At 57.8% G+C, this 16,517-nt stretch carries 12 protein-coding genes and 2 tRNA genes; 11 read left to right on the top strand and 3 right to left on the bottom strand.

Annotated elements, in window-relative coordinates; genetic code table 11:
- Nucleotides 1–14 precede the first annotated feature (14 nt).
- Nucleotides 15–85 (bottom strand) — tRNA-Gly (locus V5735_RS13210).
- 220 nt (nt 86–305) lie between these two features.
- On the opposite strand from V5735_RS13210, the gene V5735_RS13205 reads away from it, so the two are divergent.
- On the top strand, nt 306–1,100 hold the full coding sequence (locus V5735_RS13205) for an NAD+ synthase (protein WP_423743943.1): 795 nt from the start codon (nt 306–308) through the stop codon (nt 1,098–1,100).
- 13 nt (nt 1,101–1,113) lie between these two features.
- Here the strand turns inward: V5735_RS13205 and V5735_RS13200 are convergent, their stop codons facing one another.
- A complete protein-coding gene (locus tag V5735_RS13200; protein ID WP_423743942.1) occupies nt 1,114–1,812 on the bottom strand; it encodes an enoyl-CoA hydratase/isomerase family protein in 699 nt (232 codons plus the stop codon).
- Nucleotides 1,813–1,871: 59 nt separating this feature from the next.
- Between V5735_RS13200 and V5735_RS13195 the strand changes: the two genes are divergently transcribed.
- From V5735_RS13195 to V5735_RS13175, 5 genes are all read left to right on the top strand, one after another.
- On the top strand, nt 1,872–2,513 hold the full coding sequence (locus tag V5735_RS13195) for a DUF7114 family protein (RefSeq protein WP_423743941.1): 642 nt from the start codon (nt 1,872–1,874) through the stop codon (nt 2,511–2,513).
- 51 nt (nt 2,514–2,564) lie between these two features.
- A tRNA-Thr gene (locus V5735_RS13190) sits at nt 2,565–2,636 on the top strand.
- Nucleotides 2,637–2,708: 72 nt separating this feature from the next.
- Nucleotides 2,709–6,293 carry a hypothetical protein gene (locus V5735_RS13185; RefSeq protein ID WP_423743940.1) on the top strand — a complete coding sequence of 1,195 codons (3,585 nt, stop codon included), beginning with the start codon at nt 2,709–2,711 and terminating at the stop codon, nt 6,291–6,293.
- 297 nt (nt 6,294–6,590) lie between these two features.
- Nucleotides 6,591–7,397, top strand: a complete 807-nt coding sequence (locus V5735_RS13180) for a DUF429 domain-containing protein (protein WP_423743939.1) — start codon at nt 6,591–6,593, stop codon at nt 7,395–7,397.
- Nucleotides 7,398–8,236: 839 nt separating this feature from the next.
- Nucleotides 8,237–9,043 (top strand): response regulator, encoded by an 807-nt coding sequence (locus V5735_RS13175; protein WP_423743938.1) that lies wholly within the window; start codon nt 8,237–8,239, stop codon nt 9,041–9,043.
- Nucleotides 9,044–9,254: 211 nt separating this feature from the next.
- Here the strand turns inward: V5735_RS13175 and V5735_RS13170 are convergent, their stop codons facing one another.
- Nucleotides 9,255–9,467: a hypothetical protein gene (locus tag V5735_RS13170; RefSeq protein ID WP_423743937.1), complete on the bottom strand. Its 213-nt coding sequence runs from the start codon at nt 9,465–9,467 to the stop codon at nt 9,255–9,257.
- A gap of 328 nt (nt 9,468–9,795) precedes the next feature.
- On the opposite strand from V5735_RS13170, the gene V5735_RS13165 reads away from it, so the two are divergent.
- The 5 genes from V5735_RS13165 to V5735_RS13145 all read left to right on the top strand — a co-directional run bounded on the left by V5735_RS13165 (nt 9,796) and on the right by V5735_RS13145 (nt 16,398).
- Nucleotides 9,796–10,107: a hypothetical protein gene (locus tag V5735_RS13165; RefSeq protein ID WP_423743936.1), complete on the top strand. Its 312-nt coding sequence runs from the start codon at nt 9,796–9,798 to the stop codon at nt 10,105–10,107.
- Nucleotides 10,108–10,636: 529 nt separating this feature from the next.
- Entirely contained in the window at nt 10,637–12,052 is a 1,416-nt protein-coding gene (locus V5735_RS13160; protein WP_423743935.1) for a hypothetical protein, read from the top strand.
- The gene (locus V5735_RS13155; RefSeq protein WP_423743934.1) at nt 12,049–13,179 is read left to right on the top strand and encodes a hypothetical protein; all 1,131 of its coding nucleotides are present in this window, start codon (nt 12,049–12,051) and stop codon (nt 13,177–13,179) included. Before V5735_RS13160 ends, V5735_RS13155 begins: the two co-directional genes overlap by 4 nt.
- Nucleotides 13,176–15,212, top strand: a complete 2,037-nt coding sequence (locus V5735_RS13150; RefSeq protein ID WP_423743933.1) for a VirB4 family type IV secretion system protein — start codon at nt 13,176–13,178, stop codon at nt 15,210–15,212. Before V5735_RS13155 ends, V5735_RS13150 begins: the two co-directional genes overlap by 4 nt.
- On the top strand, nt 15,205–16,398 hold the full coding sequence (locus V5735_RS13145) for a hypothetical protein (RefSeq protein ID WP_423743932.1): 1,194 nt from the start codon (nt 15,205–15,207) through the stop codon (nt 16,396–16,398). Before V5735_RS13150 ends, V5735_RS13145 begins: the two co-directional genes overlap by 8 nt.
- The last annotated feature ends 119 nt before the right edge of the window (nt 16,399–16,517 follow it).

The raw sequence follows: 16,517 nt of genomic DNA, 5'->3' as shown, positions 1-16,517 counted from the left end.
CGTTCCTCGCAGAATGCACCGACCGGGAGTTGAACCCGGGCTATAAGCTTGGGAAGCTTATGTCCTGCCACTAGACCACCGGTGCACGGCACTCACTTCGTTCGCCCCGCGCACCGTGACCCGCAAATCCGAAGGATTTGGTCGCCACCGGTGCGCTCGAACCCAAAATAGGTTCAACCGGACGAAAGCGAAGTTCTGTACTACCTACTTCATTCCGCGCTCACTTCAACGTAGCGTTTCGGACGTTCGTCCAGAAATACGACACGGAGGAGAGGTTTTAGTCGGCCGCGTTCCTACGGTCGTACATGATAGACCTCGAACTGTCGGACGAGGAACTCGACGCACGCCGCGACCACATCGTATCGTTCATCCGCGAGACGGTGGCGGACGCGGGAACCGAGTCGGCGGTCCTCGGGCTCTCGGGCGGCATCGACAGCACGTTGACGGCCTACCTCGCGGCGGAGGCGCTGGGAACTGAGAACCTCCACGGACTCGTCATGCCCGGCGCGGTGAGTCGGGAGGACAACATGAGCGACGCCGAATGGGTCGCGTCGGAACTCGAAATCACCTACGACGTGTTCGAGATCAACCCCATCGTGGACTCGTTCCTCGACGCCTACTCGGAAGCCGAGGGCGACCACATGGCGGTCGGCAACGCCCGCGCCCGAACCCGCGCGGTGATGAACTACCTCGTCGCCAACCACGAAGGGTCGGTCGTCCTCGGAACCGGCAACCGGACCGAGGCGCTGGTGGGCTACTTCACGAAGTACGGCGACGGCGCTGTTGACTGCCACCCCATCGGCAACCTCTACAAACAGCAGGTGCGCCAACTCGCCAAGCACGTCGGCGCGCCGGACGAACTCGCCGAAAAGGAAGCGACGGCGGGGCTGTGGGCGGGACAGACCGACGAGGAAGAACTGGGCATCGATTACGACACGCTCGACGCGATTCTGGCGCTGCACGTTGACGGACCGCTGTCGGTTTCGGCGACCGCGCGACAGGTCGAGGGCGCGACGGCGGACGACGTGCGACGCATCGGCGAGATGTACGAACGAAGCGAACACAAACGCGCCGTCCCACCAGCGCCGAACCCGCTGTAGACCCGTTTTTCCGCTACTCGCGCCGCGCCGCGATGTCGTCCGCGTTCGCCGCGACGAGCTCGCCGAACGCCTCGGCTTCGCGGGCGAGTTGGACGTCCGTGGAAGACCGGTCGCGGACGCGACCTTTGACGACGCGGAGCGCGTCCGGGTCGTTCGCGGCGAGACGGTCGGCCACCTTCCGCGGTTGCTCTACGACGCGGGAGACGAGGCCCATCCGATGTGCGTCCTCGGCGGTCACGACGCGGCCGGTGAGCGCGAGGTCGAGCGCGTCGCCCATCCCCACGATTTCCGGGAGGCGGGTCGTGCCGCCCCACGCGCCGAAGATGCCGAGGCGAACGCCCGGCTCGGCGAACGTCGCGTCGGGGGTGGCGACCCGCACGTCACAGGCCAACGCGAGTTCGACGCCGCCGCCGCGTGCCGCACCGTCGATACCGGCGACGACGACGCTTTCTGCGCCTTCGATGTCGTTCGCCACGCGTTGTCCACTGGTAGCGAGTTCCGTCGCCGATTCGTCGTCCAATCCGGCCACCACGTCGAGGTCGGCACCCGCGCAGAAGGCCGTGCCCGCGCCACGGAGGTAGACGACCGGTTGCGTCGCTTCCCGGACCGCCTCGGAGAGGGAATCCAACCCGTCGAGGGTGAGCGCGTTCCGCCGTTCCGGGCGGTCGATGGTAACGATTCTAATTTTCGGGTCGTCCGTGACGCGAATCATACCATCACGTTGGAGACGCTTTCCAAAGGTCTTTGGCGATTCCGTCGTAAGACCCGACAATGGAAGAGGCCGTCCGGGCGCGCGGAGCTGCGCGCGAGGCTATCGGAGACATCACGCCAGCGCATCTCCGCGATCACATCGACGGACTACTGGAGTCATCGACGGTCGTCCCGGGGGTATTGACGCTACTGAGCGCGCGAGCAGTCGAGAGCGGTGCCAGCACCACCGAGGTCGAAAGCCGCGCCGCCGGAGTGCAACTCATCTACGAAGGATTGGGACTCACACGGACGCTTGCACGCGACGAGCCGTGGGACGGCGAACAGCCGTACACGGAAAGCAACGTCGCCATCTTGGCCGCGGACGTGATGGTTTCGCGCGGATTTTCGCTGCTAGCTCGGACGGAGGCGGCCGACACCGCGGTTCGAACCGTCAAATCGTTCGGACGGGACCAGACCGAGCGCCGTGACGACCACGCGCTCGAAACCGACGTGTTCGAACTCGCAATCGTCGCCGGAACGACGGCGACCGGCGGCGAAGTCCCGACGGGTATCCGCCGGTACGCGGAGCGACTCGCCACCTCGGTCGCCACCCGCGACTCGACGGAGATACTCTTCGACGAGGCCGTGGACATGCTGACGAAACTGTCGGGACGACGGCCGAACTGGCGCGACGAAACCACCTCGTCGGCCACCGACCCCTGACGCGAATCGAAACGCCTAAACCCGGTTCGGCGTGTAGAAATTAATGCCCGCGCCTGGGTAGCTTAGCGGTAAAGCGCGTCCTTGGTAAGGACGAGAGCCCGGGTTCAAATCCCGGCCTAGGCTTACTGTATTCTGGTTAAATCCTGCGTATATAAACCTCCACAGTGACCACTTCGGTCAGCTGGGGGTGGTTGTATGAGCCGCGACAATTCGTTGGGTCGCGGCTGTTCGATGCCCCGCTGTCCGCAGAACGCCGTCCACTCTGTTGGCCCTGGAGCGCTCTGTGACTACCATTTCAGGCAGTTACATCTGGATACCGAAGGCAACGGAACGTCCGAGGATTTGCCGACGGTGCGGTCGATTTCCGAGACGCTAGAGGACGAGAGGGAAGCCGAGATAGCAGCCCAATCCGATGACTCTGACCACGACGAACGGGAGCGAGAAATCGGTCTGTACGATGTCGCGCGCGGAACCTATCCCGAGGATCTCGTCGAGAACGGTTCCCGCTGGTTGCTCTGGCAGTACAGCGACGAACGAAAGGTGCCTCGCAATCCATCCTGGGGGTACTCCAACCACGGATCGGGCTACGCGTTTGTCGGTGCGAAGGACCCTCGGGCCTGGTTCGAGTTCGAGGCAGCCACCAGATGGCTTGACCATGATGACGACCTCGGGCTTGCATACTACCTCACGAACCCCGACCGCGATGACTGGGACGACGATGAGAAGTACGCCCACGTCGATCCTACCGAAGACGTCCCCGACGAACCACACGTTGGCCTCCTCGATTTCGACGATATCCGCGACCCGGACTCTGGTGCAGTGGCACCAGCCGCCGCAGATCTCTTGGAGCGATTGGCCGGAACGTTCTGTGAATGGTCGCCCTCGGGAACCGGCGCACACGCGCTTGGTGGCTTCTGCCTGCCAGAGGGAGTAAAGGCGCTCAAAATCGACCTGTCGTCTCCCGAGTGGCCGGACGCAGAACTCGAAATCTACCCTGGAAAACGGTATACGACGATCACGGGTGACCACATCCCCGGCACTGCGACCGAGACGAACGACGTCCACGGCATCGTCGACGAGATCCTCGCTGCCAATCCGGGGGCGCTCGATGCAGCGCGGGCAAAGACACCTGCTGGTCGCCCGGACGGATTCGACCGCGAACCCGAGATATCGAAAGCTGACCTCGCAGACATCGAGATTACATCCGAGATCCAGGATGTTTTCGACGCCATCCGACACACAGGCCCTGCCGACATCCGACTCCGATCGACCGTCACGCACGAGCGGAGCGACGGCAGCAAGGACCTCGACCCGAGTTGGGAGCAGTCGAAGAGTGGAACGCGGTTAGCACAGGTTGGCGATGGCTGGGTCTATCGGAAGGGAATGTATGGACTGGATGCCCTCCAAGTCATCGCGCTCGAAGAACGGATTATCACCGCGGTCACGGAGTATCCCCGTGGTGAAGCGTTCTGGGAAGCTGTCGAGGCGTTGCGTGCCCGCGGCGCTCACATTCCAGAGTACGAAGCCGATGACAATGAAACCGATCCAGTGAGTTCGCTTCCACTTGAGAAACTCGACGTCGCCGACGATGGAGAGCGAGAGCGCGTTGCTGCGTCGAACGATGTCGAGTGGCCCACGACGGACGAGGCGCGTGACCGCTTGCGAGAGAACCTGCTGGACGCCGTCCGGCATCGAGAGGAAGTCGTCATCGACGCGCCGACCGGCCTCGGAAAGAGCTACACCGTTGCGACTGAACCGTGGCTGAACCACGCCGACGTGACCGATGAACAGCCGGTCGTTCACTTCAGTCCGACGCGAAAATCCCGTGATGCAGCGGCCGAGCATAGCCACGAGGCTGATGGAGTGACCTATGCCGTTCTTCGTGGACGAAAGGAGAAATGCACGGTCGCCCACGGCATCCACGATCCATCGGAGGAGGACAACGATGTTGTAGAAATCACGATGAACCGGATGCCTGCCTCCGAGTGGTTCGACACCGTGTGCGATGGCCGCGGGATTCCGTTTTCGACAGCGCACGCTTATCTCGCTGAACACAACGATCAGGGAGTCGAACTACCATGTTCACGTGGTGAAGATCCCTGTCCCGCAATCAGCCAGTGGGAGGGGATTCCGCGAGCAGATGACGGCACACCAGCGGTTGACGTGATTCACGCTACCCACCAATTCGCGTACGTCCCCGGACTCGTTCAATCGTGTAACGTCATCTTCGACGAGCGACCGGATTTCGCCGTCGGTGGTGAGTACCTGACGAACGAGCGGATTCAACGGGGTGTCACGGCATTCCTTCAGGATGCGGGTGCGCCGGTTACGACGTGGGAGGCGTTCGTCCAACTCGCACGACGAACGTATGGACGGAACGTCCACGGGGACGCACTCCGGGAGGCGCATGCGACGCTCGCTGTCTTGGATTACGAACCTGACCGCGAGTGGTTTCTCAAACATCCAGATGCTCACACGCTCGTGCCCGCGTTAGCGAAGGCGATCTGGTCGGCGTTGGCTCACGGCTTCGACGAGAACGGGCGCAGTGTAGGGACTGTCAGTCATACGCCGCCTCGACTCGATGCCGGTGCCCATGATGAAGATTCGTGGTCGCGGACGTGGGTCACTATCGTCGTCGACGAAGATAATCACGTACGAACCATTCGAAGCGTCCCAGACCTCTCGGGTGCGCGGTGTGTGATTGGGTTCGACGCGCATCCGAGCCTGCCATTGTGGCAGCGCAATACGACGAAGGACATCCTTCCAGAGCGTGTGCTCGATGTCGATGAACGTCGGCTCTGGCGGCGCTACGAGCGCGGGTTGCGCGTCGTCCAGGTCGGTGACGCGGTTCGACCACTTGCCAGTGGCGAGTACTTCAACCCGGACACAACGCGGGTTCTGCTGAATCACCTCGGTCACCACTATGGTGAAGCGTTCGACACCTGTATCACCGCCTCAAGTGTCGAGTATCGAGTCAAACAGCAGATGCGTGAGGTAGGGATCGAGGACCCCGAGACGATGCATTTCGGCGAGGAGCGCTCCCGTGGTGACTTCGGTGACCGCACCGTCGGACTCATCCATGGGTCAATCGACCCCGGTGACGACTATGTGCTGAATCTGCTGGCAGAGTGTGACCTTCACGCCCAACCGGAGACTGTCGAGACTGAGGACGGTGACGAGCGACGGGCACATGGGCGTGGATTCGTTGGGACCGATGCTGATATCGCAGACGAGATTCTTGCGTCGGTTCGGGAAAATCACGTTGCCCAATCCGCTGGTCGGTATGCTCGGAATGCTGACGATCCCGACAACCAGGCGATTGTCTACATCCACACGAGTGCCATCCCGGCAGGGTTTGCGGATCACCAAGTGGCTGGCGTTCAGTGGGTGGCAACCGACGCCCAGCGCGCCGTGATCGAGGCACTCCGTGATCGACGGTCTGCGACGGCCCGCGAACTAGCCGACGAGACGGACGTGTCGAAGCGCCACGTTGCGAAGACGCTGTCACGCCTCCTTGACGATGGTGTCGTTACCTGTCGGAAAGGTGCCGGTGCCCACGGTGCAGACGTGTTCCACACTGGCGACGAGCCGACGGACGGCGTGGTTGAGTTAACGCCGGACGAAATCACGAACAGTGGCGTATGGGGTTCCTATACGTGGTCGTTCGCGATCCATGACGTCGAGCCGCCTGAGTTCACACCTACACGGCCCGGAGATCCCGCGCCCACGTTGCGAACCGTGTCACTAGAAGCGTTCCGGGACGGTCCACCTCCCGAGTAGTGCCCACTCATCGGGATGTCTGCCCTTCGCGTGAGCGGCAGGGCTGCGATTTCCTGTTCGTTGTCCAAATAGCAGAACTCAGCTTCGTAGAACCCTCCACCGAATATAGGTTTCAGTGGGCATGCTGGAAACAGGGCGCGTATCGGTCACTCGCCAGTCGCCATTTGATAGAAAGCAGAATGTTAAACGCAGACAAGCTATTTGCCGGTCGCTTCACAGATATCTGACTAAGAAAAGCATCAGATAAGGTAGTAGTAATTCAGAAACTCATTTACAATGAGGGACATATTGGCAGACGTGGCTAGTTCAAACCCAGATGTGGTCGGAATAGATTTTAGTGGAGCGAAAGATGCAGGGAAACATATCTGGATATCAACTGGAACGGAATACCCAGGAACCTTGCAAATCACATACTGTGAGCAAGCATCGGATTTCTTTGGCGTCGGAACCGATAGGAACACGGTTTTCAAAGAGCTTGTCGATTGGATTGATTCATTGAACAATGCAACCGTGGGAATTGATTTTCCATTCGGAGTCCCCAAAGTGATGGCAGAAGTCATGTTCCAAGCGAAGTCCTGGAAAGAATTTGTAAATAGTTCACTTTGGTCGGGGCTGAATCCCGAGAGATTCCGTCAACAATGTGTTAACTTTTCAAAAAATGAACTTCGGGATACGGATGCGATGCATCGGGCAGACTGTCCACATAGTATACGAATATACAAACAGACGTTTTACGGCGTCAAGGACATACTTCAACCATTGCTCCAGCGTAACGTGTCTATCGCCCCTATGGTCAAGAACGGGAATACCACCGTTCTTGAAACATACCCAGCAGCCACTTTGGCAAAGGAAGAGGGACTATTTGCTACCCGTTACAAAAATAGGGCGTCCACACGCGACCGTCGGAAGCATAACGTTCACGCCCTATCACATCTACAAGATTTAGACATTGGTGGAATATCAAATAATAAAATTGTAGATAACAAAAGAGGAGATGCCATGGATAGTCTTGTTGCGGCACTAGCGGCATTTCGGGCGTCACAAAATTCGTCTCTTTTCAACATAAGTCCACAGACTCAGATCGAGGGCCATATTTACGTATAGCAGCTTCCTTGCTGACCATTACACCCTCTGTACCTATCAATAGTGTTCGCAACGTCACTGACTCACCACTATCTTAGTTTCTACTAATCAGATCCAATCGAGATGCTGGGGTAGATATAGTCAATTGGCATTTCCCGTGTGCTGAGCAGTTCCGCGACCTTCTTGAGTTCAGGCGGCGTCAGTCGCTGTTCAAGATACGCCATCGTCTTCTGCTTCGCCTGAACATCCTGTCGAGTGTACTCATACGCACCGACTGCACTCGCGTTGTTCGTTTCACCAAGAGAAATCTCGCTGGGCGCGTCTCTGGCGTATGGCTGAGATTCCAGAATACGTTTGCTGAGAACTCCAAGACCGACTTAAGAGACATGCGCGCACCGCCTGGAGCGAGCGGTGCGCGCGTGTAGAAGTTCGGTTTCGTGGCGAACACGCATACGTCGACGCGTTCGAAAGCGATCCGTGGATGATGCCCGACGCGAGCGGGGAAGAAAAAGAACGTATCCGGCAGACGTCAACGAAATTGTGCCGATTAGCCTGGACTGGCAACCCTGATTCGTGGGGATTCGCTTTCTACAATTACAGTGACAAGCGATACGAGCCATCGATTACGCTCAACGGCTCGTTCGCAGGATCGCCCGAAAATTGCTTTGACACCGCTGCACAAGCCTATCTTCGGTGAAAATCGCGACTGGGTGCGAATTTACTGGATGGTCCACTAGTCACGATCAGAAGTGCCAAAATGGTCCGGTAACATATATTTCAATTAATTAATCTGCATTTCTCCTCCCGATTGTGATAGAAATGGTGAAATAACTATTAGCGGATGAGATGAGTGGTGAGTAGTGAAAGAGTTGTTAACAGGGGGTACAAAGAGATTAATACCAAGCTGCCAGATCACCTTTGCCGCCACTCAAACGGGGAACAACGTTTTTGATTGGGTAAAACTTATTTTTACACTTGTCCAGGGGATTATTTGGCCATTGATAGCAACTATATTTTTATTATATTATCAATCTGATATCAAGGATTTAATTGGGAGAGTTAAACATGTTCAGAGTGGTAGTCATTCAATTGATTTTGAGGTATTAACAGCCGCTGGTGCGCTAGTAGAGTTGAAGCCAGCCAAAGCTTCAGATTCTGAAATTGATGAAGAAACATCCGAAGGAACAGAGGAGAGTAGATCAGTAAAAAAGCCAGATGCTCAAAAAATATTAGAAACAAAACGTGAACTTGAAGAGATGACATCTGCCATACTAAATATAGATAGATTTCTAAAAGAAGAAAATATAGATGATGCTAGTGGCTTATGGGTTGATGACAAACCCGATAATATTGAAATTGAGAGAGAAATTCTTGAAGAGTTGGGAATTAGCGTTACAACTAGTGAAAATACAGAGAAAGCTGTCGAGAAAGTCTTAGAGGATGGGTTTGATTTTATTATTACTGATCAAACACGAGGAGATGATCTCACTGCTGGATATACTTTAATAAACGAGCTGAAAGAGGAGAATGTCAGTACTCCAGTAATAATATATACATTTGAAAAGGCTGAAGACTGGAAAGATAAGAAGGCATTTGGCTGGGCTAAAAATCCACGATCATTATTCACGTATATACTCAAAGCGATAGAAAAATCGCGAAATATATGAAATTAAGATCGAATAACAAGATTGGTCCGCAAGGGAACTCGAGTCCGGGATGATTTCGAATTATCTCCGTCATCGGTTAGCCGACGCGCATAGATTACGGTGGCACTCCTGAGGTGGTTCTACTTCCACTTAGAGGAGAATGAAGAAGCCGTAATTTCCGCACACAATTCCTGAAAATCGGCTGATTCGAAGATACGTTACTCACTGAAAACTATTCATCATCTTCACCCCGGAGATCGCCCCGTAATTCGTAGAGTGCCGTATTCTCGTGAATATTCTCCACGTACCCCACCGCAGTGAGCAGTTTTAGCCGCTCGTGAACCTTGTATCGCGGTTCCTCTGTCGCATCGACGAGAAATCCTTGAGTGCGCGCTCCTTTGTCGAGTTCGTCGAGGATCGCTTCGTCAAGAGCGGTCAATTCCATTCGCTTCTACCTGCACACGCTTGCTATATTATTCTACATATCGAGTGGCGATTCTCGTCTGATTCATATACCGAATCTCAATAAACATCATACTACGATACAAAGAATATATCGCACTACGATTCGTACTACGATTCGTAGAATCATGAAAAGCAGAATACTGCCCCCCGATTCGACTGGTTTTGCACGCAAAGTAGCGCTACTGGCAAAGAACAACTCTACGACAGCGACTCAGACTGAACGAGCCACTGAGTACGTCAACCGTCGTCTCACAGTAAACAGTCGTATTCTGCCGTCGGTCGTGACAGTGACAGTCGTCCTCGTCGTAATGACAGGCATAGCAGCCGCTCAAACCGGCAGTAACGGCTTGTGTGGAACGCCCGCCATCAGCTTGTTCGAATGGGCGGCCCGGACCGGTGCTGGTGTGCTGTTCCTCGGCGGTCTGCTCTACGGTGCGTACAAACACGCACGCGCCGGGATGTCCCGGAACCCGGAACGGTCGAGTGAGCATCGCCAGTCGGGAACCATGGCAATGATTGCAGGTCCCATCTTCGGCCTCGTCATCGTCCTGGGCAAACAAGCCGCCGGTGCCGCTGGTTTCCACGCTGCCCAATGCGCACATCTGACGCCGTGGTTCTGACCGAAAAATACCCCCGTACAGAGAGGACCGACGAACCACTCTTTCACCAGTCATCCGCATGCACCCCACGATTGCCATCGACACCGGACGTACGACACGACTGCACCAGTACGCGGTCATCGTCGTCGCTGTGATTCTCCTCATGACCGTATTCGTAACACCGGTATCCGCCAGCACAACCGGGGCGTCTCTCGTCACGAGTGGAGCGGATCGTCCCATCTCCACACTCAAGAGTTCCTACAGACCAGTAACGACGACGTCATCGACAGTCCGAAATCCGGTTGTTCCGGGTACCAGTGTCCCATCAATTCTGACGCCGAACACACGGTCGTACGCCGCGTGTTCGGGGAAAGGCTTCGTTCAGGGCGGTATCTGCAACGTCATCGAGAACGCCAAGCGGAGCATCCTCAAGGGTGCGCTCGACGCGGCACAGCACATTGCCCGTAGTACGCTCGAATTGATTCTCCGACGGCCAGTGCCGAAACGGGGTGGCGAGATCGTTGTCTTCCGACCACCGACGAATCAACCATTGGCCGGTGCATACCACGGATGGACGTCGGTCGGTCTCCCGCTCGGGTTTCTGGTGTGGGTCGTCGGCGTTGGCATTGCGCTCGCCAGCCGATTCCGCCCGGAGACCACGTTCGCCACCCAAGGCTTCCAGATCGAACAGAACATCGTCCGGAATCTCTTGCTCACCATCGGATCGTGGTGGGTCGGAGCGTTCGTCCTCCATCTCGCGAATGGTCTGATTCTCGCCGTTGCCCCACGTGGCGATCAACTCGTTATGGGTCCGAAATCCGGCATCGGAACGCTGCTCGGGACGGGGCTTCTCGCGGGGTTGCTCTGGGTTGCCACAGCGGCTATCGTGACAATCCTGCTCATCACGACGCTCCTGGCGTACGTCCTGTGTCTCACGTTCATGGTATTCCTGCCGGTGTTTTCGGCACTCATGCTGTTCGACATCGGTGGCGTTCTGGGGACCATTGGAAAGTTCGGACAAACGGGATGGGACATTTTCATCCGGGCGGCGTTCTTCCCGCTTCCAGCGGCGCTCGTCCTCGGTGCCGGGGCATACATCGCTAGCGGAACGATGGGATTCGTTCAGAGTGCAGTCGCTGTCAGTGGCTTCTCCGCAGTCGCCGGAACACTCGCGTTCGCCGCCGTCACGTTCGTCACACAGTTGGCAGCACTGGTCGCAACCCTCTGGATGCTCTTGGGATCACGAGCAGCGAGGACGGCAGGTGGCATCATGGCGGGGGTTGGCGGAGCTGCGATGTACTCGCGAGCAAAGGCAGGAGCAAAGTCACTCTCCAACAGGGCGTCAATGGCGGGTGTTGGGTCACCTTCGGGTGCTGTTAGTTCGACGACCGATACGACGATGGGGACCGGGACTGGTTCCCCGTCTGGTCTAATCGATGGAACGCCAACGACACGTCCCAACGCCACTGTTAACTCGGCTACTGCACCATCCGGCGTCCTCGACACTGAACGTCGTGACGGCAGTTCCGGTGCCGTCGCTCCAATAGGGACGCCAACTGGTGGTCGGCCAGCCACTCCAGATACGAGTACATCCTCGACGCCAGGCACCGGTACTGACACGACGACTGCCTCCGATACTGATGAGCCAATTATCGTCAACCAACGGAGCGACCTGCCAGCCGAACAGCGATATCAACCCGGCTACCTCTCGGGTGGCGAATTCCAGCCGATCGAATCACGGGGCCAGGAGCGCTCACTGATAGTCCGGGGACACGACCGATTCGCGGCGGCCTACGATTCCGATGGTGACCATCCCGGCGTCTATTACCGTGGCGAAGGGGACGGGGCACTGTACGATGCGGCACCGGTTGCCGGGGAGAACTGGGAATCGAGTACATCCGAGCAAACGGAAATCAGTCGTGATGCAGTTTTCGACGCTCGCGATGGGAGAGGTGACTCGCGATGACGCGCCTTGGTCCGAGAGGCGACGACCCAGAACGGCGTATCCTCGATGACTTCGGGTCTGATTCTGGCTTCCTCGCGTTCGCAGACGTATCCAACGCGGATCTCCTGTTTCTCGTCCCAGCACTCGTCATCGCAATGGTGACACTCGAAGTCGCCGTCATCGTAACGGGGCGATTCTTCGTTGGCGTTGGACTCTCACTGGTCGTCCTTGGCGTCGCAGGCGCGTACGTGACCATCTGTCCCGATCACCGGACACCGCTTGGCTTTCTCCGGTCGTTCATCAGTTACTACCGACGAGACTCGATCATGACTCTCACCAATTCCAACACCGATTCAGATGCCAACGCACCGCCCGATACTCGGGAGTTGACGCAGATTCGCGCAGTCGAACCGGATGCCGATGCGATTCGCCGTCGAGACGAGACGCTCATCGGTGCCATTCGTATCGAACCGGCGAATCTCGCGCTCGCCGACCACAACGAGTGGGACAGAGCGGCCCGCGGACTCGGAGACGTTCTGAACGCGCTCGACTATCCGGTGCAGATTCACTCATCGGCACGACGCGTCGACCCGGATCGCTTGACTGCTGCATATCACACTCGCCGAACTGACGCCGATGTCCGATCGACACCAGCGCTTGGAGAAATCGTCGAGGTCTACCGACGACGCCGACCACAGGAGTTCCGTGAACGCGGTACGAGCATCCGCCAGTATCACGCGATCGTCCCGGTCGAAATACAGTCAGTAAGTCTGGAGGACAACGCGTGGGTTCGTCGTCTTTCAACGCTTCCACTCGTCGGTGACCACCTCGCATCGGTATTCGCAGACGTACTACTGCAGGATGACCGCCGCGAGAGTATCCACGCACGACAACGCACACTCCTCGAGGAGCGTCGTACCCATCTCGCCGAGCAGTTGACGAGCGTCGAGGGTATCCACGTCCACTCCGAGGATGCGGCCGACCTCGTCACGTTAGTAGAGGAATACTGGTCCGGGTATCGAACTGCGTACCCAGACGCTGGTCCGCATCTCCGTACAACTCCTGTTGTCGTGAGTGACGACGACGCCGTGTATCGTTCACCGAACACACCTCCGACTTCCGATGAAATTCGGAGTGACCACCAATGAAATTACCATCGAGACTCACCAGTCTCGTTCCGAAGCGTACTGTCGCAACGACCGCCAATACAGCCGCTGATACCGCTGACGATACCGATACAGACATCGACGTCGACTCCATCGACGAGGAGCCACCCCTTGCCGGAGAGGGTAAGACGCCCCGTGGGCCGATGGTTGCAACACGAGTAGCCCCGTCGGGTGTGCGTCTCGAATCGACCACAGCACGGACGGGTGATCTGTGGGTCAAGATTCTGTTCGTGACCGGGTTCCCGGAATCCGCATCACCGGGACTCCTCGACCGTGTCTGTACCCACCCAAGTGCGGATGTGGACGTGACGATATACGCGAATCCAGAGAATCCCCGGACGTCACTCATGCAGTTCGAGAGTGCGATCAAGTCGCTCAAGGTCGACCACATCGAGGCGCAGAATCAGGGGTCGGCGAAGGCGACAGTTACGGAGCGGCGTATTCGTGACCACGAGGAGGTGTACACACAACTGCAAGAGAATGCCCAGCGCATCCTTGACGTTGGCGTCTATCTGACCATCCGTGGACCCTCCGAGGACCATGTCGATCATGTTGCCACAAGCATCCGTGGGGAACTCCAGCGCCTTCGAATGACGACCAAGACCGCGGCCTACCGGCAGGAAGACGCGCTCATCACCGGGAGTCCGGTCGCGAAAGACGAGTTGGGACAGACGACACCGATGCTCGGGCAGGCCGCTGGTGCGCTGTTTCCATTCGCTGCGAGTACGACGATTGAAGAGAGTGGTATCCTCTATGGATACCACGCCACGACGGGTGCCCCGATCTATCTGGATCGATTCTGTCGTGAAAACGGGTACAACGTGTTGGTTGCCGGTGAAATCGGGTCCGGAAAATCGTACGACACCAAGCGACTCCTGCTTCGGCGAGTGGCAAAAGATCGCGACACTGCGCTCGTCATGATCGACCCCGTCGGTGGCTTCGCCAGTCTCGCTAGCAGCCTCGATGCCGAACACTACGTCATCGGTGGGACGCGAACGGTCAACCCGCTCGAAATACGGCCGACTCCGAGTCAACTCCTGGAGAACGAGAACAGCAGTCCATTCACCGAGCGCATCAGCGCCGTAATGGACTTCTTCGAATCCTTTTTCGCGTACGTAGGTGCGCCACTCGGCGACCGGCGACAGGTTCTCGAACGGTGTGTTCGTGAGGCGTATGCCCGGACCAACATTACAGCCGACCCGACGACCCACCACCACGAGAGTCCCGTAATTGGAGATATCCGTGCCGTCTTGGGTGACGTTGCCGCCGACCCACTCGCGGTTCTCAATGGAGACGAATACTCCGCTGGTGAATTGGAGAAGTGGCAGCGTCATGCCGAGGATCTTCGCCTGAATCTGGAACCGTTCACGACCGGCGGCCAGTTCGACTTCCTGAATGGGCAGACCGAGGTCGATCTTACAGGGAGTCGCGTCATCTACCTCGACTTACAGCAGTTCGGTGGTGCCTCGAACAACGCACTCGCCGGTCTCGTAATGCAACCGCTGTACGACGCCGTCTATGAGCGCCTCAAGGCCGCGACGGGTCACACGATCGTGGCAATCGACGAAGCGCACTACCTCGTCGAGTCGCCCGGAAGCGTCGAATGGCTCAAGCGGACGACCCGTCACTCTCGCCATCTCGACCTCTCACTGCACTTCATCACGCAGGAACTCGCCGACTTCTACGATACCGACGGAGCCGAGACGTTCATCAACCAATCGTCGATCAAGATCCTGCATCGGCAGGGAAATCTCACTCCAGAACACGCTGACGCTCTCGGACTAACCGACGCGCAGGCCGCGTTCGTCCGCGACGCCGTCGTTGGGAAAGAAGGACTCGGGTTCAGCACTGCCCTTCTCGATATCGACGAAGGCGGCACCTATCCGCTTCGCGTCACCGCGCTTCCTGAAGAGGAGGCAATATTCGAGAGCGAAGAATTCCGAGAGGTACCACACGAGACACAGCCAGATAGGGAAGCGGACACAGAACCGAACGGAGGTCGGTCGAATGACTGATTTCGTGCCTGCCGGTCCGGATCCAGACAATGGACGCGACCGACCGGGAATCGAGACAAATCCGTTCACACGGATTCCCATGAACTTTGACGAGTACGTTCCTATCGAGGAAACACGCCGGACCGCCGACATCCGGTCGCCTCTTACCGGCGAATACGATTTCCCGACGATCCTGGATGAGGTCCTCGGGCGGGAAAGCGCGACCTGTGAGGCGTGTCAGGAGACCGTTCATCACCCCAATGGCGGGGATTTAGCCGATGGAGAGCCGTTCGTCCTTCGGGAACTTGTCGAGAACGTCTACACCGTTGAGAATCAGGTTCTTCTGTGTGCGACGTGCGCAAACCGGCCGACTGCTGCATGGCAGGCCGATGTCCGAACGAAGCGGGCTCAAGAACGTGATCACACACCGAGTTGGAGTGACTACCTCGCTCACTGGGTCTCTGACCCGACCGCAATTTCGTTATTCGCTCGTCGTGTCGTTGCGGGTCTTCTCGGCGTCACGGCCCTTGTCACCCTCGCTGCAACGGTAACTGGCATCGCCGGAAGTCTCACGGCAGACATCGTCACCGGATGGCACTGGACTACCACAGTTGTCGAGGCTGCTGGTTCCATCATCGGCGCGCTCGTCGCACATCCCTGGGTCGTGGGCAGTCTCGTCGGTCTCGCGTATGTCGTCCACGCCATCGAACGTATTCGTCACGATCCACGCGGGTACTGCACTCGCCAACATCGTCCGTGGCTGGTACTCACCGTCGCTGGCGTGACCGCCGGTGTCGGCGCACTCGGTCTCGTCAGCATCGCAATAGGCGTCGTTCCTTCAACACTGCTGGTGCGATTGCTCGCCGCAGTTGTCTGGACGATTGGCGCTGTTGGCGTGGCCTGGTACATCGACCTCGCCATCCGCCACGACCTCGCTATCGGTATCTGGTACCCCGACCGCGGTCCGTGGATTATCGCTGGTCGAATCGGGTTGTTACCCGGCCTGCTCGCACTCACCGCTGGTGTTCCGTTCTCCGGCATTGTTGCCCCGACCGCTACTGGCATCCTCGCCGCGGTACCGGCCGCCGTCGCCTTTGCGTTCGTTGGCTTGCGTCTCCCACACGATTCCCGGACGCGCGATGCCATCCTCGACTTACTCCCCGAGTGGATTCTCTCCGTTCTCACAGACGAACATCGCCGAGAGTAGCACACTGACAAACAGCAGTTCACCCACCAATCCACACGACCATGGTATTCACCAACTCCACTGACACAGCTTCACCGACCAGCACCGAACTCACATCGGAAACGGTTGACCGAGTTCGC

Origin of the sequence: Haladaptatus sp. SPP-AMP-3, from assembly GCF_049568665.1 — an archaeon.
In the GTDB taxonomy this organism is placed as follows: domain Archaea; phylum Halobacteriota; class Halobacteria; order Halobacteriales; family Haladaptataceae; genus Haladaptatus; species Haladaptatus paucihalophilus.
Note: the sequence above shows the minus strand (reverse complement) of the source record. Positions and strands in the feature narration are given on the sequence as shown.